Origin of the sequence: Pseudomonas sp. MF7453, assembly GCF_016405455.1 — a bacterium.
GTDB lineage: Bacteria > Pseudomonadota > Gammaproteobacteria > Pseudomonadales > Pseudomonadaceae > Aquipseudomonas > Aquipseudomonas paralactis.
The window spans coordinates 153,520-177,400 of record NZ_JAEKCN010000011.1; the positions used below are offsets into that span (position 1 = coordinate 153,520).

At 59.4% G+C, this 23,881-nt stretch carries 25 protein-coding genes and 1 tRNA gene; 6 read left to right on the plus strand and 20 right to left on the minus strand.

Annotated features, from left to right (window positions below; translation table 11 throughout):
- The first annotated feature begins 75 nt into the window (after positions 1–75).
- Positions 76–600, plus strand: a complete 525-nt coding sequence (locus tag JFT63_RS18470; RefSeq protein WP_198844481.1) for an Mpo1 family 2-hydroxy fatty acid dioxygenase — start codon at positions 76–78, stop codon at positions 598–600.
- Between the two features lie 65 nt (positions 601–665).
- On the opposite strand, the gene JFT63_RS18475 is transcribed toward JFT63_RS18470, so the two are convergent.
- The 6 genes from JFT63_RS18475 to dibA form a co-directional block, all read right to left on the minus strand.
- Positions 666–1,646 (minus strand): sulfate/molybdate ABC transporter ATP-binding protein, encoded by a 981-nt coding sequence (locus tag JFT63_RS18475; RefSeq protein WP_057702344.1) that lies wholly within the window; start codon positions 1,644–1,646, stop codon positions 666–668.
- Positions 1,647–1,649: 3 nt separating this feature from the next.
- Positions 1,650–2,522 (minus strand): sulfate ABC transporter permease subunit CysW, encoded by an 873-nt coding sequence (cysW, locus tag JFT63_RS18480; protein WP_057702343.1) that lies wholly within the window; start codon positions 2,520–2,522, stop codon positions 1,650–1,652.
- A gap of 13 nt (positions 2,523–2,535) precedes the next feature.
- Complete coding sequence (gene cysT, locus JFT63_RS18485; RefSeq protein ID WP_005783708.1) at positions 2,536–3,354, minus strand: sulfate ABC transporter permease subunit CysT; 819 nt, start codon at positions 3,352–3,354, stop codon at positions 2,536–2,538.
- A 199-nt stretch (positions 3,355–3,553) separates the two neighbouring features.
- Positions 3,554–4,564 (minus strand): sulfate ABC transporter substrate-binding protein, encoded by a 1,011-nt coding sequence (locus JFT63_RS18490; RefSeq protein ID WP_198844482.1) that lies wholly within the window; start codon positions 4,562–4,564, stop codon positions 3,554–3,556.
- A 148-nt stretch (positions 4,565–4,712) separates the two neighbouring features.
- Complete coding sequence (gene oscA, locus JFT63_RS18495) at positions 4,713–4,895, minus strand: sulfur starvation response protein OscA (RefSeq protein WP_010565387.1); 183 nt, start codon at positions 4,893–4,895, stop codon at positions 4,713–4,715.
- 295 nt (positions 4,896–5,190) lie between these two features.
- Positions 5,191–7,107, minus strand: coding sequence for a phosphodiesterase DibA (gene dibA / locus JFT63_RS18500; protein WP_198844483.1), 1,917 nt, complete (start codon positions 7,105–7,107; stop codon positions 5,191–5,193).
- Between the two features lie 166 nt (positions 7,108–7,273).
- On the opposite strand from dibA, the gene desA reads away from it, so the two are divergent.
- Together desA and JFT63_RS18510 are read left to right on the plus strand one after the other, a co-directional pair.
- Positions 7,274–8,458: a delta-9 fatty acid desaturase DesA gene (desA, locus tag JFT63_RS18505; protein ID WP_057702340.1), complete on the plus strand. Its 1,185-nt coding sequence runs from the start codon at positions 7,274–7,276 to the stop codon at positions 8,456–8,458.
- 188 nt (positions 8,459–8,646) lie between these two features.
- On the plus strand, positions 8,647–9,648 hold the full coding sequence (locus tag JFT63_RS18510; RefSeq protein ID WP_057702339.1) for a sensor domain-containing diguanylate cyclase: 1,002 nt from the start codon (positions 8,647–8,649) through the stop codon (positions 9,646–9,648).
- A gap of 99 nt (positions 9,649–9,747) precedes the next feature.
- On the opposite strand, the gene JFT63_RS18515 is transcribed toward JFT63_RS18510, so the two are convergent.
- The 11 genes from JFT63_RS18515 to JFT63_RS18565 all read right to left on the minus strand — a co-directional run bounded on the left by JFT63_RS18515 (position 9,748) and on the right by JFT63_RS18565 (position 18,552).
- Positions 9,748–10,950, minus strand: a complete 1,203-nt coding sequence (locus JFT63_RS18515) for an HDOD domain-containing protein (protein WP_198844484.1) — start codon at positions 10,948–10,950, stop codon at positions 9,748–9,750.
- Between the two features lie 215 nt (positions 10,951–11,165).
- Positions 11,166–12,443: a 4-aminobutyrate--2-oxoglutarate transaminase gene (gabT, locus tag JFT63_RS18520; RefSeq protein WP_014716416.1), complete on the minus strand. Its 1,278-nt coding sequence runs from the start codon at positions 12,441–12,443 to the stop codon at positions 11,166–11,168.
- Between the two features lie 177 nt (positions 12,444–12,620).
- Entirely contained in the window at positions 12,621–14,063 is a 1,443-nt protein-coding gene (gene gabD, locus JFT63_RS18525; protein WP_003187552.1) for an NADP-dependent succinate-semialdehyde dehydrogenase, read from the minus strand.
- 420 nt (positions 14,064–14,483) lie between these two features.
- Positions 14,484–14,798 (minus strand): RebB family R body protein, encoded by a 315-nt coding sequence (locus JFT63_RS18530; protein WP_003187551.1) that lies wholly within the window; start codon positions 14,796–14,798, stop codon positions 14,484–14,486.
- A 50-nt stretch (positions 14,799–14,848) separates the two neighbouring features.
- Positions 14,849–15,163, minus strand: a complete 315-nt coding sequence (locus JFT63_RS18535) for a RebB family R body protein (protein ID WP_003187550.1) — start codon at positions 15,161–15,163, stop codon at positions 14,849–14,851.
- An 80-nt stretch (positions 15,164–15,243) separates the two neighbouring features.
- A complete protein-coding gene (locus JFT63_RS18540; RefSeq protein WP_198844485.1) occupies positions 15,244–15,555 on the minus strand; it encodes a hypothetical protein in 312 nt (103 codons plus the stop codon).
- A 40-nt stretch (positions 15,556–15,595) separates the two neighbouring features.
- Positions 15,596–16,222 carry a hypothetical protein gene (locus JFT63_RS18545; RefSeq protein ID WP_003187547.1) on the minus strand — a complete coding sequence of 209 codons (627 nt, stop codon included), beginning with the start codon at positions 16,220–16,222 and terminating at the stop codon, positions 15,596–15,598.
- An 82-nt stretch (positions 16,223–16,304) separates the two neighbouring features.
- Entirely contained in the window at positions 16,305–16,877 is a 573-nt protein-coding gene (locus tag JFT63_RS18550) for a hypothetical protein (RefSeq protein ID WP_198844486.1), read from the minus strand.
- A gap of 18 nt (positions 16,878–16,895) precedes the next feature.
- Positions 16,896–17,123 carry a RebB family R body protein gene (locus tag JFT63_RS18555; protein ID WP_003187543.1) on the minus strand — a complete coding sequence of 76 codons (228 nt, stop codon included), beginning with the start codon at positions 17,121–17,123 and terminating at the stop codon, positions 16,896–16,898.
- A gap of 103 nt (positions 17,124–17,226) precedes the next feature.
- On the minus strand, positions 17,227–17,769 hold the full coding sequence (locus JFT63_RS18560; RefSeq protein WP_198844487.1) for an RNA polymerase sigma factor: 543 nt from the start codon (positions 17,767–17,769) through the stop codon (positions 17,227–17,229).
- An 87-nt stretch (positions 17,770–17,856) separates the two neighbouring features.
- Positions 17,857–18,552 (minus strand): Crp/Fnr family transcriptional regulator, encoded by a 696-nt coding sequence (locus JFT63_RS18565; protein WP_198844488.1) that lies wholly within the window; start codon positions 18,550–18,552, stop codon positions 17,857–17,859.
- Positions 18,553–18,768: 216 nt separating this feature from the next.
- On the opposite strand from JFT63_RS18565, the gene JFT63_RS18570 reads away from it, so the two are divergent.
- From JFT63_RS18570 to JFT63_RS18580, 3 genes are all read left to right on the plus strand, one after another.
- Positions 18,769–18,845 (plus strand) — tRNA-Arg (locus JFT63_RS18570).
- A 214-nt stretch (positions 18,846–19,059) separates the two neighbouring features.
- Entirely contained in the window at positions 19,060–20,073 is a 1,014-nt protein-coding gene (locus JFT63_RS18575; RefSeq protein ID WP_198844489.1) for a DNA-binding protein, read from the plus strand.
- Positions 20,074–20,080: 7 nt separating this feature from the next.
- Entirely contained in the window at positions 20,081–20,506 is a 426-nt protein-coding gene (locus JFT63_RS18580; RefSeq protein WP_198844490.1) for a type II toxin-antitoxin system death-on-curing family toxin, read from the plus strand.
- Positions 20,507–20,729: 223 nt separating this feature from the next.
- Here JFT63_RS18580 and JFT63_RS18585 read toward each other — a convergent pair whose 3' ends face one another.
- The 3 genes from JFT63_RS18585 to JFT63_RS18595 all read right to left on the minus strand — a co-directional run bounded on the left by JFT63_RS18585 (position 20,730) and on the right by JFT63_RS18595 (position 23,681).
- Positions 20,730–21,317: a hypothetical protein gene (locus JFT63_RS18585; RefSeq protein WP_198844491.1), complete on the minus strand. Its 588-nt coding sequence runs from the start codon at positions 21,315–21,317 to the stop codon at positions 20,730–20,732.
- Positions 21,314–21,886 (minus strand): RNA polymerase sigma factor, encoded by a 573-nt coding sequence (locus JFT63_RS18590; protein WP_198844492.1) that lies wholly within the window; start codon positions 21,884–21,886, stop codon positions 21,314–21,316. Before JFT63_RS18590 ends, JFT63_RS18585 begins: the two co-directional genes overlap by 4 nt.
- 148 nt (positions 21,887–22,034) lie before the next feature.
- Entirely contained in the window at positions 22,035–23,681 is a 1,647-nt protein-coding gene (locus JFT63_RS18595; RefSeq protein WP_198844493.1) for a vWA domain-containing protein, read from the minus strand.
- Between the last annotated feature and the right edge of the window lie 200 nt (positions 23,682–23,881).

The window sequence follows — 23,881 nt, forward strand, 5'->3', positions numbered from 1 at the left end:
CGAAGATTGTCGCCCAGTTGACAGTTAGGCACCGACTGACAGGGCATGATCAAACATCCTACAGGAGGAACAACAATGAAAAGCCTCGTCGACCACCTCAGTCAATACGCCGCTTACCACCGCGACCCGCGCAATATCTTCAGCCACTTTATCGGGATCCCGCTGATCGTGGTCGCGGTGGCGGTGCTGCTGTCGCGTCCGCAGTGGGCGCTGGGCGGCCTGTGGGTTTCACCTGCGGTCGTGCTGGCGTTGTTTTCGACGTGGTTCTACCTGCGCCTGGAACTGGCCCTGGGCGTGCTGATGACAGTGCTGATGGGGTTGTCGGTGTGGGCCGGGCATGTCTTGGCGGCGCAGAGCACGATGGTGTGGCTGAGCAGTGGCGTGGGTATGTTTGTAGTGGGGTGGGTGATTCAGTTTGTCGGGCACTATTACGAAGGCAGGAAACCGGCGTTTGTCGATGATGTGTCGGGGCTGATTGTGGGGCCGTTGTTTGTGGTGGCGGAGTTAGCGTTTCTGCTGGGCTTGCGCCAGGACCTCAAGCGCCAGATTGAAGAGCGTTCGGGGCCGGTGGCGGTACGCGGGAAAAACGCCACGGTCTAACAGGTAATGAAGATCCAATGTGGGAGCCGGGCTTGCCCGGCTCCCACAAGGGTTTTGCAGTGTTATTAGGCTTTTTGCCAGACCTTGGGTTTGAAGAACAGGGTCTCGCCACGGGCCAACCCGGTAAGGCTGTCATGGTCTTTCACCACTTCGGCCTCAATCAGCTCGCTTTGGCCTTCAACCTGCAGGGTCACGCGAGTAGTCGCGCCCAACGGACGAATATCCCGCACTTGCGCCGCATGGTGGTCTTCCAGTTCATGGCGTGACAACGACACTTCGTGGGGGCGGAACAGCAGGTGCTTGTCTTCGCCCAAATGCAGGCGGTTGGAGTCACCCAGGAAGTGATAAACAAAATCGCTGGCCGGGTTTTCGTAAACGTCTCCCGGTGAACCGATCTGCTCGATCACGCCCTTGTTCATCACCACGATACGGTCGGCGACTTCCATGGCCTCTTCCTGGTCGTGGGTCACGAAGACCGAGGTCAGGTTGATATCTTCGTGCAGGCGCGCCAGCCAACGGCGCAGCTCCTTACGTACCTTGGCATCGAGGGCGCCGAAGGGTTCGTCCAGCAACAGCACCTTGGGCTCAACCGCCAGGGCGCGGGCCAGGGCGATACGTTGGCGCTGACCACCGGAGAGTTGTTCCGGGTAACGATCTGACAGCCAATCAAGCTGCACCATGTTCAGCAGTTCATGAACCTTGGAGGCGATCTGGCTTTCGGTGGGGCGTTGGTTTTTCGGCTTCATGCGCAGGCCGAAAGCGACGTTGTCGAACACGGTCATGTGGCGGAACAGCGCGTAGTGCTGGAACACAAAGCCGACGTTGCGATCACGTACATCGTGGCCGGAGACGTCTTCGCCGTGGAACACGATGCTGCCGGCGTCCGGGGTTTCCAGGCCGGCGATGATGCGCAGCAAGGTGGTCTTGCCACAGCCGGACGGGCCGAGCAACGCCACCAGCTCGCCACTCTGGATATCCAGGTTGATGCTGTCCAGGGCCTTGAAGGCGTTGAAGTTCTTGCTGACATTACGGACTTCGATCGACATGACTTATTCCTCACCGGCGCTGTTGCGCAGGCGGTTGATTCGGTTCTCGCTCCACTGCTTGAGCAGCAGGATGAAGAGCGCCAGGATCAGCAACAGGCTGGCCACCGCAAACGCGGCAACGTGGTTGTATTCGTTGTAAAGAATCTCGACATGCAGTGGCAGCGTGTTGGTCACGCCGCGAATGTGGCCGGACACCACCGACACTGCGCCGAACTCACCCATGGCCCGCGCCGTACACAGCACCACGCCGTAGATCAGGCCCCATTTGATGTTCGGCACGGTGACATGCCAGAACATCTGCCAGCCATTGGCGCCCAGCAGGCGCGCGGCCTCTTCTTCCTGGGTGCCCTGCTCCTGCATCAGCGGGATCAGCTCCCGGGCCACGAATGGCACGGTGACGAAGATGGTCGCCAGCACGATGCCCGGCAGGGCGAACACGATCTGGATGTCATGGTCTTGCAACCACGGCCCGAAGAAGCCCTGGGCGCCGAACATCAACACGTAGACCAGGCCCGCAATCACCGGTGAAACCGAGAACGGCAGGTCGATCAACGTGACCAGGATGCTTTTGCCACGGAACGAATACTTGCTCACACACCAGGCCGCGCTGACGCCAAACACCAGGTTGAGCGGCACCGAAATCGCCACGGCGATCACCGTGAGTTTCAGCGCCGACAGCGCGTCCGGCTCAAGAATCGCGGTGAAGAACGAGCCGAGGCCATTCTTCAGGCCCTGGGACACCACGATCACCAGCGGCAACAGCAGGAACAGGGCAAACACCAGCCAGCCAAGGCCGATCAGGATACGTCGCGACGTCGCGCTGCCACGGCGGGCTGCGTTGGCCGAGGACGCGGCGGAAATAGACGATTGGGACATGTTCCGCGCCTCCTTATGGACGTTCGATGCGCCGCTGCAACAAGTTGATCAGCAGCAGCAAGACAAAGGAAACCACCAGCATCAACACACCAATGGAGGTGGCGCCGCGGTAGTCGTATTGGTCCAGCTTGACCATGATCAGCAACGGCAGGATTTCGGTTTTCATCGGCATGTTGCCGGCGATGAAGATCACCGAACCGTACTCACCCACACCACGGGCGAAGGCCAGCGCGAACCCGGTCAGCCAGGCAGGCAATAACGCCGGCACGAGGATATGGCGGAACACCTGCAGCGGCTTGGCGCCCAGACAGGCAGCGGCCTCTTCGACTTCCCGGGGGATATCGGCAAGTACCGGCTGCACGGTGCGCACCACGAAGGGCAAGGTCACGAAGGTCAGCGCCAGGGTGATGCCCAGGGGGGTATAGGCGATCTTGAAGCCCAGGTCTGTGGCGAACTGGCCAACCAGGCCGTTAGGCGCATACAGCGCGGTCAAGGCAATACCGGCGACGGCTGTAGGCAAGGCGAACGGCAGGTCGATCATCGCATCGATGATCTTGCGGCCGGGGAAGGTGTAGCGCACCAGTACCCAGGCCAGCAGCGTACCGATCACGCCATTGATCAGCGCGGCGTACAACGCGGTGCTGAAGCTCAGCTTCAACGCCGCCAGCACGCGAGGCGCGGAGATGATGTTCCAGAACTGGTCCCAGGTGAGTTGAGCGGCGTGTACAAACATCGCCGCCAGCGGGATGAGCACGATCAGGCTGAGGTACACGACGGTGTAGCCCAGCGTCAGCCCGAAGCCGGGTATGACGGGGGAGATACGACGCGACATAAGAGTCCTTGGTTAAAGGGTAGAAACCACTGTAGGAGCGCGCTTTCTGTGGCAGCTGGCTTTTCTGTGGGAGCCGGGCTTGCCCGCGATGCAGGCACCTCGGTGTATCAGCCACACCACGGTGATGCTATCGCAGGCAAGCCAGCTCCCACACAAGCCCAGTTCCTACAGAAAGTCAGGCCCCTACAGTTACTTTGGCTTACTGCGCCGTATAGATCTGGTCGAACACGCCACCGTCGTTAAAGAATTTCGGTTGGGCAGTTTTCCAGCCGCCGAAGTCTTTGTCGATAGTCACCAGGTCCAGTTTCGGGAACTGCTGCACGTATTTGGCGGCTACTTTTGCATCGCGTGGGCGGTAGAAGTTTTTCGCCGCAATCTCCTGGCCAGCCGGGCTGTACAGGTGTTTGAGGTATTCGGTGGCGATCTCGGTATTGCCCTTTTTTTCGGCGTTCTTGTCGACCACAGCCACCGGCGGTTCCGCCAGGATCGACAGGGACGGCACGACGATGTCGAACTTGTCGGCGCCGCCGTCTTCTTTCAGGGCCAGGAACGCCTCGTTTTCCCAGGCCAGCAACACGTCACCTTGACCGTTGTTGACGAAAGTAATGGTAGAACCCCGGGCGCCGGTGTCCAGTACCGGAACGTGCTTGAACAGCTCCTTTACGTATTCCTGAGCCTTGGCTTCGCTGCCACCGGCCTTGAGGCCATAGGCCCAGGCGGCGAGGAAGTTCCAGCGCGCACCACCGGAGGTTTTCGGGTTGGGCGTGATCACCGACACGTCTTTCTTGATCAGGTCGCCCCAATCCTTGATGCCCTTGGGGTTGCCCTTGCGCACCAGGAACACGATGGTCGAGGTGTATGGGGTGCTGGCGTCCGGCAGGCGGGTTTGCCAGTTTTCCGGCAGGGTCTTGCCCAGCTTGGCGACTTCATCGATGTCACCGGCCAGGGCCAGGGTCACTACGTCGGCGCGCAGGCCGTCAATCACTGCGCGTGCTTGCTTGCCGGAGCCACCGTGGGACTGTTGGATCTTGACGTTGTCGCCGGGATGGGACTGCTTCCAGAAGTGGGTGAACTCTGCGTTGTAGTCCTGATACAGCTCACGGGTCGGGTCGTACGAGACGTTGAGCAGCTCATAGTCTTTGGCAACAGCGGAACCGGCAAACACGGCACTGGCCAGCGCGGCCAAGGCATAACGGCGAATCGACGACATAGAAGCTCCTGAAATTCTTGTATGTTGGCGCAACCCTGTAGGAGCGAGCTTGCTCGCGAAAAACCCAGAAGCACCGCGTTAAACCTGATGCGCTGCGTTATCGTTGGCGTTTTTCGCGAGCAAGCTCGCTCCTACTGGTGACTTATTCTTAGGCGGGTTTGTTACCGGGGTTCTGCAGACGGAATTTTTCCTTGCGTTCGATCTGTACCACTTGGGCGTTATGCACAGTAATTTCCACCGCGCCAAAACGCAGATCGCGCAAGGCGCTCTGGATCTCACGCAAAATGGCTGCTTCGTCCTGGCCGTCGACGCTACGTAGAGATGCGCTCATGGTCTCGCTCCTGAAATGAATAGTGCCTGGCAGTGGCGGCACTGCTTGCGGCGTGAGGGCGATAGTAGATAAGCGTGGATATTCTTAAAAATACTATTTAAGAATGTTTATATAACCAGAAAGAATTTTCTGATAGGGCATGGGGTTGCAAGGGTTTCCACAAAAAAAACGCTCATGCACAGGCGCCGCAGAACCCTGTGGGAGCTGGCTTGCCTGCGAAAGCGGCGGTGCAGTAACACATGCAGCGACTGACACACCGCCTTCGCGGGCAAGCCCGGCTCCCACATTGACCGCGTCAGTCCTGGCGGATCAGAGGTGCTCGGGTCCAGTCGATAGCGTCGGCCGGCATCGGTCGTCCAAACCAGTACCCCTGGCCCATGTCGCACTCCTGATCCAGCAGGAACCGCGCCTGTTCGACCTGTTCGATCCCTTCGGCGTGCACCTGCATACCCATGCTTTTGGCCAGGGCGATGACCACGCGCACGATCGCAGCGTCGTCTTCATCCCAGGGCAGACCGGCGACGAAGCCTTGGTCAATCTTCAGCTTCTGCACCGGCAGGCGTTTGAGGCGCAGCAGCGAGGAGTAGCCGGTGCCGAAGTCGTCGATGGCCAGGCGCAAACCCAGTTCACGCAGGCGGTGCAGTTGCTCCAGGGCCACTTCGGGGTCGTCCATCACGGCGCTTTCGGTGACTTCCAGCTCAAGAAACGCCGGGTCCAGGCCCGTGTCGTGCAGTACTTGCGCCACTTGTTCGTAGAGTTCACGCCGGGCAAACAGGCGGCTGGAGACGTTGACCGCGATAAAGCCCAACGGCGCGCCGTCCGCCAGCCATTGGCACATCTGCCGGCACGCCTGATCCATCACCCACGCGTCGATATCGGCGATCAACCCGGTACGCTCGGCGATCGGGATAAATTCGCCAGGAGGCACCAGGCCGCGCTCCGGATGCTGCCAGCGCACCAGCGCTTCAACGCCCACCAAACGGCTTTCGCGCAGGTTATGCACCGGCTGGTAGTGGACACGCAGCTCCTGCTGATCGAGGGCGCGGCGCAGTTCGCTGGCGATTTCCACGCGATTCTGCGCGTGAGCGGTCAGCTCTTCGGTGTACAGGGCATAACCTTCGCGACCGGCACTCTTGGCCTTGAACAACGCAGAGTCGGCGTTGCGCAGCAGTTGTTCGGCGCTCAAGGCATCGCTGGGAAAGAGGCTGATACCAATACTGGCGCTGATAAACAGCTGATTACCGTCAAAAACAAACGGGTCCTTCATGGCATTGAGCATACGCTGCGCCAAGGCAGCGGCCTGGATCACCTGTGGGCAACTTTCCGCCAGCACGGCGAATTCGTCGCCGCCCAGGCGCGCGAGTGTCACCCCGGGCCCGAACAGGCCCTTGAGACGGTCAGCCACCAACTTGAGCAACTGGTCGCCAACATTGTGGCCAAGGCTGTCATTGATGATCTTGAAGTGGTCCAGGTCCATCAACAACAAGGCACAGCCACGCTTGTGCACTTGCGCCGAGGCCAGGGCCTGCTCGGCACGGTCGGTAAACAGCAGACGGTTGGGCAGGTCGGTGAGCGGGTCGTGATGGGCCAGGTGCGCCAGTTCGTGTTCGGAGTCCTTGATGGCGCTGATGTCCGAGAATACCGCGACGTAATGGCTGATGTGGCTCTGGTCATCGCGAATGACGCGGATGGTTTGCCATTGTGGGTACACCTCGCCGCTTTTGCGGCGGTTCCAGATCTCGCCGCTCCATTCGCCCTCGCGATCCAGGGTCTGGAACATCTGCTGGTAGAAAGCCGACGAATGGCGCCCGGACTTGAACAGGCTGGGCGGCTGGCCCATGACGTCGTCACGGCTGTAACCCGTGATCTCCATGAATGCCCGGTTGACGTGAACGATCAGGCCCTGGGCATCGGTGACCAACACGCCCTCGCGGGTGCAATCGAACACGGCGGCGGCCTGTTGCAGGCGTTCGCGGTTTTCTTTCAGGGGCAGCTGCAGTTGATGGGCACGGGCAAAACGTCTGCCCATGAAGTAGATAGCCAGTGCACTCAGGGCCACCCAAACGTAGCCGCGAAGTTGCAGCCAGTGCGCCAGCGCCTGCGGTTCATCGATAAAGTTGATCAATAATTGGTGGCTGAGCCTGAGCCATACAACGGAAATCAGCAGGTATACCAGCCCCGCACGTAGGGCTCCTCGGTATGAAAACAGCATATGGTCAGTAATCCTTACCAAAAAAACAGAATCGCCCTACGAAGGCTGGGGATTATAGAATAAGAAACATCCAGTCACTCCTATCTGAAAGAGCGGCTGGTTTTCTCTGTAGGCTTAGTGATAATGCGTGAGCTGTTCTTTTCTTTATCTGAGGGCCATACAGCCTATGTGGTACAACGGTTTTCTTGACCTGTCAGCCTGGCAACTGGTGGCAGTCACGCTGTTGATGACCCACGTGACCATTATTGGGGTCACTGTCTATCTGCACCGTTATTCGGCCCATCGCTCGCTTGAGCTCAATGCCGGCCTGAAACACTTCTTCCGCTTCTGGCTGTGGTTGACCACAGCGCAGAACACTCGCGAGTGGACTGCCATCCACCGCAAGCACCACGCCAAATGCGAAACCGTCGATGACCCGCACAGCCCGGTGATCAAAGGCCTGTCCACGGTGCTGCGCAAAGGCGCCGAGCTGTACCGTGCCGAGGCGGAAAACCCCGAGACCCTGCGCATCTACGGCAAGAACTGCCCGGACGACTGGATCGAACGCAAGCTCTACACGCGCTACCCGCTGTTGGGCGTGGCGCTCATGGGTGTGATCGACCTGCTGCTGTTCGGCACCATCGGTATCACCATCTGGGCGATCCAGATGATGTGGATTCCATTCTGGGCCGCCGGCGTCATCAACGGCCTGGGCCACGCCGTGGGCTATCGCAACTTCGAATGCCGTGACGCCGCCACCAACCTGGTGCCGTGGGGCATCATCGTCGGCGGCGAAGAGCTGCACAACAACCACCACACCTACCCCAACTCGGCCAAGCTGTCGGTGAAGAAGTGGGAGTTCGACCTGGGCTGGGCCTGGATCAAGGTGTTCAGTTTCCTGCGCCTGGCCAAGGTGCAACGTGTGGCCCCCATCGCCCACCGCGTCGAAGGCAAGGGCAGCCTGGACATGGACACCGCCATGGCGATCCTCAACAACCGCTTCCAGATCATGGCCCAATACCGCAAGTTGGTGATTGGCCCACTGGTCAAGCAGGAGCTGGAGAAGGTCGATCATTCGGTGCGCCACCAGTTCCACCGTGCCAAGCGCCTGTTGTCACGGGAAACCAGCCTGCTGGATGACCGTCACCACCTGCGCATCCAAAGTATGCTGGAACACAGCCATGCGCTGACCGTGATCTATGAAAAGCGCCTGGCGCTGCAGCAGATCTGGCTCAAGACCAGCACCAATGGTCACGACATGCTGGCCGCGATCAAGGAATGGGTGCACGAAGCCGAGGCCAGTGGCATTCAATCCCTGCGCGACTTCGCCCACCAGTTGAAGACCTACTCGCTGCGCCCTGCAGCGGCCTGACGGTAGTTTGGGAGGGCTCGCCCTCCCGGACACTGGCTTTTTGGCGCCATTTTCCGGGCACCGTCAATCCACGCCGATCACGGAACTTCACCGCAAATCCCCTCTCTAAAAGAACACTTCGCCATCATGGTGACCCCTTGTAGTGACCGCTGCTCCATCCTGCGGCGCGCCCAGAGAGAGTTGTACCGATGGTTCACGAAAAGCCCTGCCTGCCCGATGTGCCCACTGCCGAGCCGCCGCGTCCAGCCGCGGCGGCCACCCTGTTGGCGCTGATGCATGCCCAGGGCGAAGTAGAGCGGCTGAGTGAGCGCGAGCAATTGCTCAGCTCGCTGTTGGTCAGCGTGAACGCCGTGCTCTGGGCCATCGATTGGGAAAGCCGGCGCGTGCTGTATGTGAGCCCGGCCTACGAGCGCATTTTTGGCCGTTCGGCCGGTTTGCTGTTGGCTGACCACCGCGAATGGCGCAACAGCGTGCACCCCGAAGACCTCGATTACGCCGAACACAGCCTGGCCCGCGTGCTGGAACAAGGCGCCGTGGAAGATCGCGAGTACCGCATCATCACCGCCGACGGGCAAATCCGCTGGCTAAGTGACAAGTGCTATATCAACCAGCAGGTGGTGCCGGGCGAACCGCTGATCGTGGTGGGCATGGCCGAGGACATCACCGAAAAGAAGCTGCTGGAGCTGGAACTGCACCGTCTGGCCACCACCGACGTGCTGACCCAAAGCAGCAACCGCCGGTACTTTTTCGAATGCGCCAACCAGGCGTTCGACAACGCCTGCGTTCAGGGTACGCCGCTGGCGTTTCTGCTGCTGGACATCGATGACTTCAAGGACGTCAACGACACCTACGGCCATCTGGAGGGCGATCAGGTGCTGCGGCGCATCGCCGAGAGTGGTCGCGGGGTATTGCGTCGTGGCGACCTGTTCGGGCGCATTGGCGGCGAAGAATTCGCCGCCGTGTTGCCGGGTTGCCCACCGGAGATGGCCTTGCAGGTCGCCGAGCGGTTGGGCAAGGAAATCCAGGCGCTGGTGTTCAGCTATGAGGGGCATGAATTCAATGTGACCGTCAGCCAGGGCCTGGCCAGCCTGCGTGAAGATGATTCCACCCTCGACAGCCTGTTCGCCCGGGCGGATGCGGCAATGTACGAAGCAAAACGCCAGGGCAAGAACCGCGTTATAGCCGGTTAATACTGATCAACTGTGGGAGCTGGCTTGCCTGCGATGGCGTCTTGGCTGCCCCACCGCTATCGCAGGCAAGCCAGCTCCCACAATTGATCGGTGTGGGTTTCAGGTTTTGCGCACTCGGGTCAGTTCCGACAAGCCGACCTTGAGCAGCCGCGCGGTCTTGCTGGCGGCTAGTTCTTCGAGCCCTTCGTGCTCGGTCAGCCGCGCCATTTGCACCGCCAGGTTCACCACCAGGGCTTCGCGGGAATACACCCCGCCTTCAAGCGAATAGATCCCGGCGATCAACTGCCGCAACTCCAACGGCAAGCGCCAACGGATGCGTAACGCCGAACCATAGGCGGCGCCAAACGCGTCGAGGGATTCGCCGATGGCTTCGTCATCCAGGGCGCCGCCGCCCTGGCGCCAGTCTTCCAGGCTGCGCAACAAGGCCAGATCGCCCAACCGATGCAGGATGCAGGCGCTGTAGCAGCGCTGATGATCCAGTTCCAACATCCGCGCCAGACGCCGGGCGTACTCGGCGCTGTCCTCGGACAACTGCCAGTGCCGCTCGGCGTAGGCCACCAGCCCTGGGTCACCCAGCACCACGTTGTGCTTGAGGGCAAGGCCCAGGATGAGGTTCATGCTTTGCCCGGGAACCAGCTTGTTCAGGGCTGCGTGCAGGGTCTGCACCGGCGTGCCGTGATACCCGGCGCTGTTGGCGGCGGCGATCAGCACGGCGGTGATTTGCGGGTCCATGCGCACCAGGTCTTCGAGCTGCTGCAGGTCCACGCCTTCGGGGCCCAGGCTGCTTTGCACGGCGGCTTTCACGTCCACCCGCAACGGCGCGCCATCGCAAACCTCGCGGCGCCGCTCCAGAAATGCCGGCAAGGTCATTCCCGGTGCCAGCGCCGGGATCTGGCAATACACACTTTCGCCTTCGTTAAGCAGCAGATCTTGCAGGCGCTGGGTCAGGCTCTCCATGTTCAACGGGCGGGTCAGGTACGCCGTGGGCGCCAGGGGCAAGGCTTCGCGTACGCTGGCGCTGTCGCTGCGACTGCTCAGCAAGATAAACGGCAGCGAACGGCGCTTCTGGCGCACGCTGCGCAGCAGGCTCAGGCCATCGACGCCCGGCAGCTCCCAATCTGCCAGGATCAGATCATAGGTTTTTTCGCCCAACAGCGTGGCGGCGTGCTGCCCATCGGCGCACACATCCAGCCGTGCGTCACAGCGCACATTCAACAGCACTTGCTTGAGCAGATCCCGCGACCAAGGGTCTGCTTCAGCGATTAACACTCGGGGTACAGCGGGTAAATCAACAGCAGTCATCCAGCACGCTCCATCGGCAATGCTTGCACCTTAGACAATGCAGGCGCCTGCGTACAATGAAGCAGACACAAAAAAACCGCCGAAGCGGTTTTTTGCTTTTTCTTTTTGTAGGAGCGAGCTTGCTCGCGAAGGTCGTCAACGAAAACCTGGGCGGCCTTTGAAACGCGGTGCCTGGGGGTTTTTCGCGAGCAAGCTCGCTCCTACAGGGGGGCGTGTCAGAGTTCGGAGAAGCACTCTTCGATGATCGCCAGGCCCTTGTCCAACTGCTCGTCCGGCGAGGTCAGCGGCACCAGTACGCGCAATACGTTGCCGTAGGTACCGCAGGACAGCAGGATCAGGCCCTTGTCACGTGCCTTGGCTACCACGGAGGCAACGGCAGCAGCGTTTGGCTTGTGAGTGTCGCCGTCTTCGAACAGCTCGACCGCGATCATCGCGCCCAAGGCACGCACTTCGCCGATCACCGGGTACTTGGCCTGGATAGCCTTGAGGCCGGTCACCAGGCGCTCGCCCACAGCCTTGCAGCGGTCCAGCAGGTGCTCTTCTTCGAACACTTCCATCACCGCCAGGGCCGCGGCGCAGGCAATCGGGCTACCGGCATAGGTGCCGCCCAGGCCGCCTGGGGCGATGGCGTCCATGTACTCGGCCTTGCCGCACACACCGGCCAGCGGGAAGCCGCCTGCGATGGATTTGGCGAAGGTGGTCAGGTCGGCGGCAACGCCCATCTGTTCCATGGCGAAGAAGGTACCGGTACGGCCGGCACCGGTTTGCACTTCGTCGGCGATCAGCAGGATGCCGTGCTTGTCGCACAGTTCGCGCAGGCGCTTCATGAAGGCTTTTGGCGCGACGTAGAAGCCGCCTTCGCCCTGCACCGGCTCGATGATGATTGCAGCGATATCACGCGGCTCGGCATCGTTCTTGAAGATGCGCTCGATGCTGGCGATGGAGTCGTCGACGCTCACACCGTGCAGTTCGTTCGGGTACAGCGCACGGAACACGCCGCCCGGCATCAAGCCCATGCCGGCCGAGTAAGGCACGACCTTACCGGTGAGGCCCAGGGTCATCATGGTGCGGCCGTGGTAAGCGCCGGTGAAGGCGATCACACCGGCACGGCCTGTAGCGGCGCGGGCGATCTTCACGGCGTTTTCCACCGCTTCGGAACCGGTGGTGACCAGCAGGGTTTTCTTGGCGAAATCACCCGGCACCTTGGCGGCGACTTTTTCGCACACTTCCACGTAGGGCTCGTAGGCCAATACCTGGAAGCAGGTGTGGGTCAGCTTGTTGAGTTGCTCGGTCACGGCCGCGATGATTTTCGGGTGCACGTGGCCGGTGTTCAGCACGGCGATACCGCCGGCGAAGTCGATGAACTCGCGACCTTCAACGTCGGTCACGGTGGCGTTCTTCGCAGAGTCGGCGAAGATCGGGTGAATCTGGCCAACACCGCGCGGTACAGCGGCTTCGCGGCGTTTCATCAGGGATGCGTTGGTCTTGCTCATAAAGTCCTCATTCGCCGCTCATCGGGCGGCGTGGCTCAAGGATAGGTGGCGGGGAGGCAACTACGGCAGCATGCGATGATCGACTGCCACAGCTTTCCCGGCCACTGCGAATAACCATGTGAAACACGCAAAGGGGCAGCGCTCTCGTGCCCTCTGCGTTTACTGCAATCCCGTGCCTTAGATACCCAGGCAGAGGTATTTGATTTCCAGGTAGTCCTCGATCCCGTACTTGGAGCCTTCACGGCCCAGGCCCGAGGCCTTGATGCCGCCGAACGGCGCCACTTCGTTGGAGATCAACCCGGTGTTGACGCCGACCATACCGTATTCCAGGGCCTCGGCCACACGGAACACCCGGCCCAGGTCGCGGGCGTAGAAGTAGGAGGCCAGGCCGAACTCGGTGTCGTTGGACATGGCGATCACTTCGGCTTCGTCTTTGAAGCGGAACAGTGGCGCCAGCGGGCCGAAGGTTTCTTCCTTGGCCACGGCGGCGTTTTTCGGCACGTCGACCAGGATGGTCGGTTCGAAGAAGTTGCCTTCCATCACCTTGCCACCGGCCAACAGCTTGGCGCCTTTGCTCAGGGCATCAGCGATATGTTCCTGCACCTTGGCCACGGCTTTTTCGTCGATCAGCGGGCCGGTGGTGGTGCCGTCTTCCAGACCGTTACCGATCTTCAATTTGGTCACCGCCACCTTGAGCTTTTCAGCGAAGGCGTCGTACACCGAATCCTGGATGTACAGGCGGTTGGCGCAGACGCAGGTCTGGCCGTTGTTGCGGTACTTGGAGATGATCGCGCCTTCGACGGCCTTATCCAGGTCGGCGTCGTCGAACACGATGAACGGTGCGTTACCGCCCAGCTCCAGGGAGACTTTCTTGATGTCCTTGGCGCATTCGGCCATCAGCTGGCGACCAATTTCGGTCGAGCCGGTGAAGGACAATTTACGCACGATCGGGTTGCTGGTCAGCTCGCCGCCGATGTCGCCGGCGCTGCCGGTGACTACGCTGAGCACGCCTTTGGGGATACCGGCGCGGTGCGCCAGCTCAACCAGGGCCAGGGCCGAGAACGGGGTTTGCGAGGCAGGCTTGATCACCATGGTGCAACCGGCGGCCAGGGCCGGGCCGGCTTTGCGGGTGATCATCGCCGCAGGGAAGTTCCACGGGGTGATGGCGGCGGTCACGCCGATAGGCTGCTTGATCACGATCAGGCGCTTGTCGGGCTGGTGGCCGGGGATCACGTCACCGTAAATGCGCTTGGCTTCTTCAGCGAACCACTCGATAAAGGAGGCGGCGTAGACGATTTCGCCCTTGGCTTCGGCCAGCGGCTTGCCTTGTTCAAGGGTCATCAGGCGGCCGAGGTCGTCCTGGTTTTCGATCAGCAGCTCGAACCAGCGGCGCAGCTTGTTGGCGCGCTCCTTGGCGGTGAGTGCACGCCAGGCTGGCAGGGCCTTGTCGGCGGCTTCGATGGCGCGGCGGGTTTCCGCGGCGCCCATCTTCGGCACGGTGCCGAGAATCTCGCCCGTGGCCGGGTTGTTGACCTTGATGGTTTGACCATTGTCCGCATCGACCCAAGCGCCATCGATAAAGGCTTGCTGGCGGAACAACTGGGTATCTTTGAGCTGCATGTCGGCTTTCCTTAACAGCACCGCGCGCACGCGGAGCGAATTAGAGTTGTTGAAAGGCGCCTTGTGGGCGATGTCTTTGTAGGAGCGAGCTTGCTCGCGAAAAATTCAAAGGCGCCGCGTAAAACCAGAAACGCGACGTCATCATTAACGATTTTCGCGAGCAAGCTCGCTCCTACACGGCATCGGCCAGGGGCTGCCGTCAGGGAAATCAGTCCAGCACGCCAGGATAGGTGAAAAGCGCACGGGAGACAGAGCGTTTGAAATCTCAAACGAATCCTAGGATCAATGGGGGTACAGGGCAATAGGATGTTCGAAAAAAAGAACGAATATGGCGCATCCGGCTCATCTTTCGGATCAAGTGCCCACACGACAACAGCCCCGGAGCCAGGTGGGCGCCGGGGCTGTTGGGGACCTTGCAGCTTAAGGTTGGAACGACTTGAGCACGGCCAGCAGGCTAGTCAAGTTGTCGGCCACGCCGCCCTGGGCGACTTTTTCGGTGGCGGCGGCGCCAGCGGTGGTGTCGACACTGTAGATCTGCATCACGCCCTGGTTGGTGGCCGCCTGAGCCAGGGTGTTTTGTTGCTGTTGGGCCGAGACCGAGTTCTGGAACAGGATCGCCGTGGCCTGGCCCATGGATTGATAGATGGTGCTCATGGCCATCGCGGGTGATTCGGCAACCACCTTGACGTTGGTCTGGGTGACGGCATCGGTGATTTGCGGGCTGACTGTACTCATGGTTGAAACTCCTGGGTTGAGAAAGAACAACATCCGTTATTGCTCAGTGCTTAAGGCTGGAACGACTTGAGCACGGTCAACAGACTGGTGAGGTTATCCGACACGCCGCCCTGGGCGACTTTCTCGGTGGCCGCCGCACCTGCGGTGGTATCGACGCTGTAGATCTGCATCACGCCCTGGTTGGTGGCCGCCTGGGCCAGGGTGTTTTGCTGCTGCTGGGCCGACACCGCGTTCTGGAACAGAATCGCCGTGGCCTGCGCCATGGATTGATAAATAGTGCTCATCGCCATCGCTGGCGATTCGGCCACCACTTTGACGTTGGTCTGGGTGACCGCGTCGGTAATTTGCTCGTTGACTAATGGCATGATCAATTTCCTTATTTAGTACACGGTGCATTCCGTGTTCATCAATGAACGTTGCGAAACAGGCGCTGTGAAACGCAGGGTCAAGGTTTTGCAGTGGGGCCCAGCGCCGCTTCAATCTGGGCGATCAACCCTTGGATCAATGCCTGCACTTCCTTGCGTTGCGCGTCCTGGTCCGAGGCCGCGCCGTTCAGCATTTGGCGTAGCGCCGCCTCGCGCTGCTGGGCAGCCGTCTTAAGCGCTTGTTCGTTGGCCTTCGATTGCGCAAGCACTTCGGTAGCGCGTTTGAGGGTTTCGTCGACGATGGCCTGGGGCGTTCCGGCGAAAATCTGCGGGTTGCGCAGCATCGCTTCGAGCCGCTGGCGGTCATCGGTGGACAGAACCGAGGGTTGCACATCGACCTCCTTGGGAGATGCCTTGGCCACGACCCGCCCGCTAAAGCCGCACCTCAACGTTGTCCTGCCAGAAACCGGCAAAATAAAAATGCGGCGACGAATCACAGAAGGTCGCCAACTCCGCAGGCGTTATGGCGCTGGGCTGGTTGGGGAAAATGGCCGGCGGAGGCGGCAGCAGATTGGCCTCGTTGTAGAGGTTGCCGACTTCATAGCAGTTGGCCGCAAACTGCGAACAAAAGGACCCGCTGCCAATGTCGATGGACTCGTTGATCCGCGTCACCAGGCTGGTATCGGAAGTCCAGCGCCGGAAAGCCGAAATCATCGCGTTCCACACACTGTAGCGGCCCCGAATATCACCGCCGATCTTGTCGAAGTAGAACTGCTTGGCAGCCACCGTCGCCGCCTCGCCCAACTCGGTATCCACGCAGGAAAACACCATTGCCGAGCGCGGCGGTTTTTCCAGGCTCAGGTCGGTCAGGGCCAGGCCACTGCCGACACTTTCGATCACCATCGTGTCGCTCACTGCGATCGCCGGGTGAACCACATTCAGGTAGGTCGTGTCCTGCGAGAACACCTTGGCCTTGACCAGTTGACCGGCTTTGATAAACGCCCGCGTTGCGCTGTCGTCATCTTGTTTGACGGAAAAAATAATATCTCCAGGCTGCATGATGTCGCTCCTCACTCAAGAAAAGTTGCTTTCAAGTTGCTGTTGCACCGCCCCAGCAGAACGCTGGAGCGCTGTGCTCGGTTCAGGCCGCTGGCGCGGCCCGGTTGGCCAGGGTGTCGGCGTACTTGGCGATGCTCTGGTCGATCTTGTCGATCGCCACGCTGGCGGCTTCGGCCTCCATCGCACCGGCAGCGGCAGCCACGGCGGCAGCGGCGCCTACCAGCAGGTCGGTGGCCAAGGCGCCCAGGGCGTCTTCGGCAGCGGCCGGCAGGTTGTCCTTGACGATGTTCTCGGTCATTTGCTGGAGCAGCACGGCCTGGGCCGCCAGAGCGATCTTGCTGACCCCGTCGAAGTACCCCGCCGCCGCTTGCGCCACCAGCCCGGCCGCCTGGCTGATCATCATGTCGGCCGGCACCGCGATCTGCGCCGGCGCATAGGCAAAGTTCTGCGAATTGGTGAACTGCACCGCCTGCACAATCTGGCTATTGAGCGCCGCCGTGCTGTCGGATGACGGCGCGCTCACCTGATTGAGCAAGTGCTCGTTCATGCGCGCCATGATCGAGCGCGAGGCCGGTGCGGTAGGCGCCGGCGCAGGTGGATCGGCGGCGGGCGTTGCTTGGGAGGCGGCGGGTTTCTTTCTGCTGAACCACGACATAATCAATCTCCCGAGGGCTCAGCCCTTCTCGCCAATCTGCATGATCAGCGCCACGGCCTTGGAGATCACCGCGTTGGAAATCTGGTTCATCGCCTGCTGGCTGTTGACCGCGTTCTGCAACGACAGGCCCGCCGCGCTGCTGGCCACCTGGTACAGCGACGCGATGGCCTGGGCCGGCGCCTCGGCCACCACCTTGACGTTGGTTTGCGTGACCGCGTCGGTGATCTGGCTGTTGACCTCTGTCATACATCTCTCCTTGATGGCATTCACCCAGGTTTGGGTGTGGATAGCGGCGGCGTGCTGCGCTCATACCACTAGAACGCCCCACGCCAACATGTGTGAATCACCTTCAGCGCAAAGCACTGCGCAGCAGTTGCACACGCTTGCGCACCAGCGGCAGCTTCACGTGCAGCTCGGCGGCAATTTGCGGGTAAGGCAGGTCGTCGACGAAACGCATCTCGAACAAGCGCTGCTGCAACAGCGGTAACCGTGCGACGTGCGCCTCGATCTGCTCCAGGCGCTCATAACATTCCACCCGCTCCAGCACCGAGGCGCAGGGCGCGGCGAGCGCGGCCAGGTGATCGTGTTCAAGATCCACCGAATCATCGAACAACCGCCCCTCGCGCTTGCTGCGCCGCAAGCTGTCGAGAAACACATGGTCGAGGACCAGAAACAGAAACCCCTCGGGGTCACGAATGCGCTCCGGCGAACGCCGAAAAAAAAGCAGGGCCTTGATCGCCGTCGCCGACAACCACTCCTGGCCCTGATCCAGATTGCCCTTGGCCCGCCGCAACGCCCGGCGCCTGAGCTCGCCGTGCACAGCACGCCAACTCGCTTCGAACAAACGGTCATCGGCGGCCCATTGATCCTTGAACTGAACTGTCATCCCCATCGCCAGCACTCCTGTGCATCCTTGATGAAGGGCCAGTCTGCGAGGGCTCGACGGGGGTACGCTGTTACCTGGGGAACACCACCACAACTAATTCAGCGCAAAAGCCTTGCGCCTCAAATGCTCAACATCATTGATCACCATGCGCTCCAGATCGCCGCTGATCACCCCACTGCGCCGCCACACTTGCAGCTGCACATTCAACTTGGGGCGACTGGTATTCAGCATCGACGCCAACACCCCTTGGCTCGCGGGCAACGACACACTGGGCAAAGCCAACGCCAGGTCGATCTCACCCAGGTTGGCCAACAAAAACCGCGCCAACCGCGACTCCAGCCGATGCAGACACACCAACTCCAGCAACTCGATGGCCTGCAACAAACGCAGCATCATCAGCATCAACAGGCGCCGCAGAAACACCGGCTCCTCAAACAACACAGCAAAATGCCGGCTCCCCAACTGCAACAACCGCGTGGGCCCGCTGGCAAAGGTAGAAGACTCGCGCCCATGATCCTTGATCAACGCCGTCTCCCCCACCACCTGCCCAGCCCCGGTACTGCCGATAATCTGCTCGCGCCCATCCGGCCCATGCACCACCGAATAAATCCGGCCCTCCACCACCAGCGCAATGAATTCGAGGGTGTCATCCTTGAAATACAACAGCTCACGATCATCCAGCGTGCGCTCCACCATATGGGTGGCGACGTAGCGCAAGAGATGCTCCGGCATACCTCGAAACAAATCGGAGCGAGCCAGCAGGGTTTGTCTGAGCGGGAGATCGAGCATCACGGTTCCTTTGGAATGCATGCGTTCACCTGAGGAATTGCGGCGTGGAAGCGGGTTAAAGCCACAAGAGCAAAGCAAACAAAGGGACGTGCGGCGCGGGGAGTTGTGAATGAGGGTGGCAATTAGCCATTTTTTGTCGGAAATGGACGACAGGGGGCGGGGGAAATGCCGGAATGGACGCATCAGGTCGACATGGGTATGATGTCGCCCGCACAAGCATCCGTAGCTCAGCTGGATAGAGTACTGCCCTCCGAAGGCAGGGGTCGTGGGTTCGAATCCCGCCGGGTGCACCAGATGTGGAATGGAAAAGCCTCAGGTTGAGAGATCTGGGGCTTTTTTGTTTCTAAGCACATGCAGCCCTCCGCAGAATAATCGGCCTTATCAGGTAGAATTCGCAGTGCGAATACTCCCCAACGCAGGCAAATATCCAATAAACTCATTCAATACGTACAATCCGCTGAAAGGCATCTAAAGAAACTCCTAATTTAATGATTTTTAAGGGTTTTTATGGCTACTGACTTTACTACCTCAGCAAAAGAAAGGCAGAACGTGCTGAACAATAAATTTGCACTCGCTCATGCTGAGCAGCATCTCGCCCTAGGAGGGATCACTTACGATGGTGAAACGGTATTCACTAAACAGCAGTTAATCGAGCTTTTTGATATTAGTGAAGCGACTATTGAGCGTTACATAACGGGCCACGCTGACGAGCTAAAGGCAAATGGCTATCGCCTGATAAAAGGTAAAAACCTCAGAGATTTCAAGGAGTTAGCTCATGGTACCCTCGTCAGCGAGGGTACCAAAACCAGCATTCTAGGATTGTTTTCGTTTCGCTCCCTACTTAATTTAGCAATGCTGCTCACCGAGAGCGAGCAAGCAAAAATCATTCGCTCACGCTTACTTGATATTGTCATAGACGTTATGGCTGAGCGATCTGGCGGACATACCAAGTTTATTAATCAACGAGACCAAGACTACCTACCTGCTGCTTTTCAAGAGCATAGCCATCGTGCAGAGTTCACAAATGCACTTAGCGCTTACTTGGAAATGGGCCCTATGAAGTTTGGCATGTACACCAATAAAATATACCAAGCAATCTTTCATGAAAACGCAACAGAATATAAGAAAATATTGAACCTCGCAGAAAAAGAAAGTATGCGAGAGACTCTGTACGCGGAAGTGATTCGTGCTATAGCGAGTTTTGAAAGCGGCTTAGCTAGCGAAATGAAACTTTTCCACGAAACCCATAACAGAAAATTAAAACCTGTTGAACTCGACCAACTAATCAAAAGAGCAGAAAACAATCCATATTTAAGGCCTGTTTTAAATGAAGCCCGAGTAAAAATGGCGAGTAGAGACCTCTGCTTCAGAGAAGCCCTGCATGAAAAACTAGAAGGTTATATTCAAACCGTGCCGGAAGCAGATTTCGAGCGTTTCTTAGGGGAGACTAGCAAATCACTGGAAGAACGTCTGGCCGACCCGGAATTGCTTGCTGTATTCAAAAGACTAAAAGACCGGTAGCGGCATCATGTTTTTTTATTTCGACACCTCCCACGCTGTCAGCATTCATGATTGGATCATTAACAATTCAGGAGGCAGAGCAGGCATTTTTAACATTGGAAATATTGACAGCCCGTTAGAGCACGTCAAAAATGATGACTACTACCCTAAAATAGAAGACAAGCTTACTTTTTTGGTTTATTCGATAAACAAGAACCACGCTTTTAACGATGGTAACAAGCGATCTTCCATCGCACTAGGAGCTTATTTTCTAAAGCTAAACGGCTACCACTATGCAGTTTCTGATTTTGTCTCAGAAATGGAAAACATTGCAGTTTGGGTTGCCGACAACATTGTCAATAGAGATCTTCTTCACGAATTAATAGTCTCCATGATATATGAAGTCGAATTTTCAGAAGAGCTAAAGCTAAAACTATTAACTGCTATATCTTAAAAAGAATTTACGCTTTTTAACTTATAACGAAATCCCCTTATCTCAAACCACAGCCCTCACTTGGGGCTATCAACCCTACTTCTAGCTACTTGACAGCTTCTTCGCCTACTCCCAACTAATTAAACCTAACGATCCAAGCGCAAAAAAAGATAGTTACTTGTAAATATTAGTACAAGCCCCATACCCGATTCAGGTATAGGGCTGTTAAGGGAGTAAAGGCAACTCAATGCCTCTGTAGAGTCTCCAACCGCGCCGGCAAGTCCTCCTCGGGAAAGCGTTGGTACAGCGCCAGCAGTTTTTCATCCGCGGCCCTGGTTTCACCCGCTCGACGCAAGTTCACAATTTCCTGCAGACCCTCTTCCAACGTCGGCAGCGCCCGTTTGCTGAGTTTCAGCGCTGGCTGATCCGCCACTGCGCTTTCGGCTTGAGCTGGCGCACTTTCAACTCGGGGCGCTATCGCCATCCGGGCCATGGGTGCAGGTGCGGAAAATGCCTGTGGCGCTGGCTGAGCGGCTTCTTCGTGGTGCAGCGCAGAGAATGTCGCGGTGGAGATTTCAGGTTGCGGCACGGGGGAGCGCATGACCACGCCGATCATCAGTGCCAACCCGGCGACGGTGGCGAATGCCATTTGCCAGCGCGGGCGTTGGCAGGCTTGCAGCCAGCGTTGCCACAGGCTGGGTTGCGGCTGCGGGGCTTCGCGACGGGCGGCGCTGAGGATGAAGGCGTCGAGGGACGCGGGCGGTTCGCCCATGCTGTGTTGACGGTAGTGCTGGAGCAGCGCGTCGTCCGGGGTGTGTCGGGGGTCAGTCATACAGGTACCTCCTCGGCCAGCAGGCGCCGCAATTTTTGCAGGGCGTAGCGCAGGCGGCTTTTTACGGTTTCCAGCGGGGCGCCGGTGAGGGTGGCGATTTGCGGTACTTCGAGCTCGCCGTGCAGGCGCAGCAGAAACACTTCGCGCTGGTCTTCGGGCAACGCTTGCAGGGCAGCATCGAGGCGCGCCTGGTCGCGGCTGAGGGTCAGTTGCTGCTCGGGGCCGTCGCTGTCGTCGGCCTGGGCGTGCAGCTGTTCATCGTAGCTGTCATGCAGGGGGTTGTGGATGCCGTGCTTGCGCCAGTGGTCGATCAGGCGGTTGCGGGCGATCTGGAACAACCAGGTGCGAAAACTCGCCCGGCCTTGTGGCTGGGTGGTGCTGCGGATCAGGCTGAGCCAGGTGTCCTGGTAGATTTCTTCGGCCAGTTCGGCTTTGTTGCACAGGGACACGAGGAAGCGGTACAGGCCCTGGCGGTGGCGGCTGTACAAGGCTTCGAAGGCGCCAGCGTCACCGGTTCGGTAGCGGGCCAGCAGCGATTCGTCGCTGGGTGAGTCATCTGGAACGGCCATGTAATGGGCGAACTCCTTTTGGTCAGCCGAAGCAGGATTAGTGTGGGAGCTGGCTTGTCGAATCGTCGCACCGCTGCGATGGCATCCACTCGGTGTGCCTGATGGACCGAGTTGTCTGCATCGCAGGCAAGCCAGCTCCCACATTGGTTCATTGTTGTGTTCGAGATTCGGGTTTGAGGCTTTGGGCCAATTCCACCAGTTGCACGAATTCGTTGCGCAGCCCGAACGGGTCATCGCCGCGGGCCGAGCGTGCCAGTTTGGCGGTGTCTTGCACACTCATGGTGCCAGTGTAGCGGCCATCGCCCTTGAGCTGTTGGGCGAAGGCGGCCACGGCAGACGCGAAGCGCAGATCATCGCTGGCCGGGGTGGTTTGGTTGGCGATGGGGCGTTCGATCAATTGGCTATTGCCGCCCGCAGCGGGCTTGTAGCGCACCCGTAGCATCGCAAGCTCTGCGGATTGGCCCGCGGTCGCAGGCGCAGCGGCATAGCGCAAAGGCTCCAACCAGCCCTTCTCGCCCTTGGGCACGATTTCATACAACGCCGTCACTGTGTGCCCTGCGCCAATCTCACCGGCATCGACTTTGTCGTTGTTGAAATCCTCACGCTTCAGGGCGCGGTTTTCATAGCCCAGCAGGCGGTACTCGCTGACCTGCGCCGGGTTGAATTCCACCTGCAGTTTCACATCCCGCGCCACCACGGCCAGGGTCGAACTGAGTTGCTCCACCAGCACTTTGCGCGCTTCGCGCAGGTTGTCGATGTAGGCGTAGTTACCGTCGCCCGCGTCGGCCAGTTGTTCCATCAGATGCTCGTTATAGTTATCCACACCAAAACCGAGGGTAGTCAGGGATACGCCGCTTTTGCGCTGGGCCACCGCCATTTGCTTGAGGCTGTCGAAATCGCTGACGCCCACGTTGAAGTCGCCGTCGGTGGTCAGCAGGATGCGGTTGATGCCCTGGTCGATAAAGCCTTCGCGGGCCATCTGGTAGGCCAGTTCGATGCCGGACGCGCCTGCGGTAGAGCCACCGGCGGTGAGTTGCTCGATGGCGTTGCGGATCTTGGCTTTTTCACTGCCCGAGGTGGGCTTGAGCACCACCCGGGATTCACCGGCGTAGACCACCAGTGACACGCGGTCCTGATCACGCAGTTGATCCACCAGTAACTTCAGCGTGCTTTTGACCAGCGGCAAGCCTTCGCGGCGGTCCATGGAGCCTGACACGTCCACCAGGAAAACCAGGTTGGCGGGCGCCAGTTCTGCCACGGCTTTATCGGAGGCCTTGATGCCGATGCGCAGCAGTTTTGTGCGCGGGTTCCACGGCGTAGCGGCCAGCTCGGTGGTCACGCCAAAGGGGGAGCCATCGGTGGGCAGTGCGTAGTGGTAGGGGAAGTAGTTGACCATTTCCTCCAATCGCACCGCGCCTTCGGGTGGCAGACGACCTTGGTTGAGCAAGCGTCTTACATTCGCGTAGCTGCCGGTATCGACGTCGATGCTGAAGGTGGAGACCGGAGCTTCGGCGACGCGATGCACCGGGTTATCCGGCAGGTTGGCGTATTGCTCGCGGGGTTCGCTGCGGTAGTCCATCTTCGCCATTTCTCGCACCGCCATCGGTGTCGGCATGGCCATCCGCTTGACCACTGCATTCTGGATCGGCGCGCTGTGCAGCTCGGCGAGAGGCGCCGGTTCAACCGGTTTGGAAACTTCGGGGGACGATGACAGCCCACACCCAGCCAGCGCCACCAGCAGGGTAACGGCAAAGCCTTGGGCGGCAGGACGCAGCAAGAGCACGGAGCGGGACATGGGCTGAACCTCGTGAGTGAATGATCCGTTCAATAGCTCAGACGTAACGCAGCACCGATACGGGTTAAACCTGCCCCCAATGGTTGCGGCACACTTCGAAACACAAGCGACTGAACGTGCCATCCCCACAAACCACATATCGTGAGTTCGCCTCCCTGTCAGACCAGCCTGTTTCTTGACGTCTTGGAGGTTTTTTACAC

What these genes read in the sequence shown, in the direction of transcription:
- JFT63_RS18470 (WP_198844481.1), top strand. Translation starts at nt 76, where the DNA reads ATGAAAAGCCTCGTCGACCACCTCAGTCAATACGCCGCTTACCACCGC.
- JFT63_RS18475 (WP_057702344.1), bottom strand. Translation starts at nt 1,646, where the DNA reads ATGTCGATCGAAGTCCGTAATGTCAGCAAGAACTTCAACGCCTTCAAG.
- cysW (WP_057702343.1), bottom strand. Translation starts at nt 2,522, where the DNA reads ATGTCCCAATCGTCTATTTCCGCCGCGTCCTCGGCCAACGCAGCCCGC.
- cysT (WP_005783708.1), bottom strand. Translation starts at nt 3,354, where the DNA reads ATGTCGCGTCGTATCTCCCCCGTCATACCCGGCTTCGGGCTGACGCTG.
- JFT63_RS18490 (WP_198844482.1), bottom strand. Translation starts at nt 4,564, where the DNA reads ATGTCGTCGATTCGCCGTTATGCCTTGGCCGCGCTGGCCAGTGCCGTG.
- oscA (WP_010565387.1), bottom strand. Translation starts at nt 4,895, where the DNA reads ATGAGCGCATCTCTACGTAGCGTCGACGGCCAGGACGAAGCAGCCATT.
- dibA (WP_198844483.1), bottom strand. Translation starts at nt 7,107, where the DNA reads ATGCTGTTTTCATACCGAGGAGCCCTACGTGCGGGGCTGGTATACCTG.
- desA (WP_057702340.1), top strand. Translation starts at nt 7,274, where the DNA reads ATGTGGTACAACGGTTTTCTTGACCTGTCAGCCTGGCAACTGGTGGCA.
- JFT63_RS18510 (WP_057702339.1), top strand. Translation starts at nt 8,647, where the DNA reads ATGGTTCACGAAAAGCCCTGCCTGCCCGATGTGCCCACTGCCGAGCCG.
- JFT63_RS18515 (WP_198844484.1), bottom strand. Translation starts at nt 10,950, where the DNA reads ATGACTGCTGTTGATTTACCCGCTGTACCCCGAGTGTTAATCGCTGAA.
- gabT (WP_014716416.1), bottom strand. Translation starts at nt 12,443, where the DNA reads ATGAGCAAGACCAACGCATCCCTGATGAAACGCCGCGAAGCCGCTGTA.
- gabD (WP_003187552.1), bottom strand. Translation starts at nt 14,063, where the DNA reads ATGCAGCTCAAAGATACCCAGTTGTTCCGCCAGCAAGCCTTTATCGAT.
- JFT63_RS18530 (WP_003187551.1), bottom strand. Translation starts at nt 14,798, where the DNA reads ATGAGTACAGTCAGCCCGCAAATCACCGATGCCGTCACCCAGACCAAC.
- JFT63_RS18535 (WP_003187550.1), bottom strand. Translation starts at nt 15,163, where the DNA reads ATGCCATTAGTCAACGAGCAAATTACCGACGCGGTCACCCAGACCAAC.
- JFT63_RS18545 (WP_003187547.1), bottom strand. Translation starts at nt 16,222, where the DNA reads ATGCAGCCTGGAGATATTATTTTTTCCGTCAAACAAGATGACGACAGC.
- JFT63_RS18550 (WP_198844486.1), bottom strand. Translation starts at nt 16,877, where the DNA reads ATGTCGTGGTTCAGCAGAAAGAAACCCGCCGCCTCCCAAGCAACGCCC.
- JFT63_RS18555 (WP_003187543.1), bottom strand. Translation starts at nt 17,123, where the DNA reads ATGACAGAGGTCAACAGCCAGATCACCGACGCGGTCACGCAAACCAAC.
- JFT63_RS18560 (WP_198844487.1), bottom strand. Translation starts at nt 17,769, where the DNA reads ATGGGGATGACAGTTCAGTTCAAGGATCAATGGGCCGCCGATGACCGT.
- JFT63_RS18565 (WP_198844488.1), bottom strand. Translation starts at nt 18,552, where the DNA reads ATGCTCGATCTCCCGCTCAGACAAACCCTGCTGGCTCGCTCCGATTTG.
- JFT63_RS18575 (WP_198844489.1), top strand. Translation starts at nt 19,060, where the DNA reads ATGGCTACTGACTTTACTACCTCAGCAAAAGAAAGGCAGAACGTGCTG.
- JFT63_RS18580 (WP_198844490.1), top strand. Translation starts at nt 20,081, where the DNA reads ATGTTTTTTTATTTCGACACCTCCCACGCTGTCAGCATTCATGATTGG.
- JFT63_RS18585 (WP_198844491.1), bottom strand. Translation starts at nt 21,317, where the DNA reads ATGACTGACCCCCGACACACCCCGGACGACGCGCTGCTCCAGCACTAC.
- JFT63_RS18590 (WP_198844492.1), bottom strand. Translation starts at nt 21,886, where the DNA reads ATGGCCGTTCCAGATGACTCACCCAGCGACGAATCGCTGCTGGCCCGC.
- JFT63_RS18595 (WP_198844493.1), bottom strand. Translation starts at nt 23,681, where the DNA reads ATGTCCCGCTCCGTGCTCTTGCTGCGTCCTGCCGCCCAAGGCTTTGCC.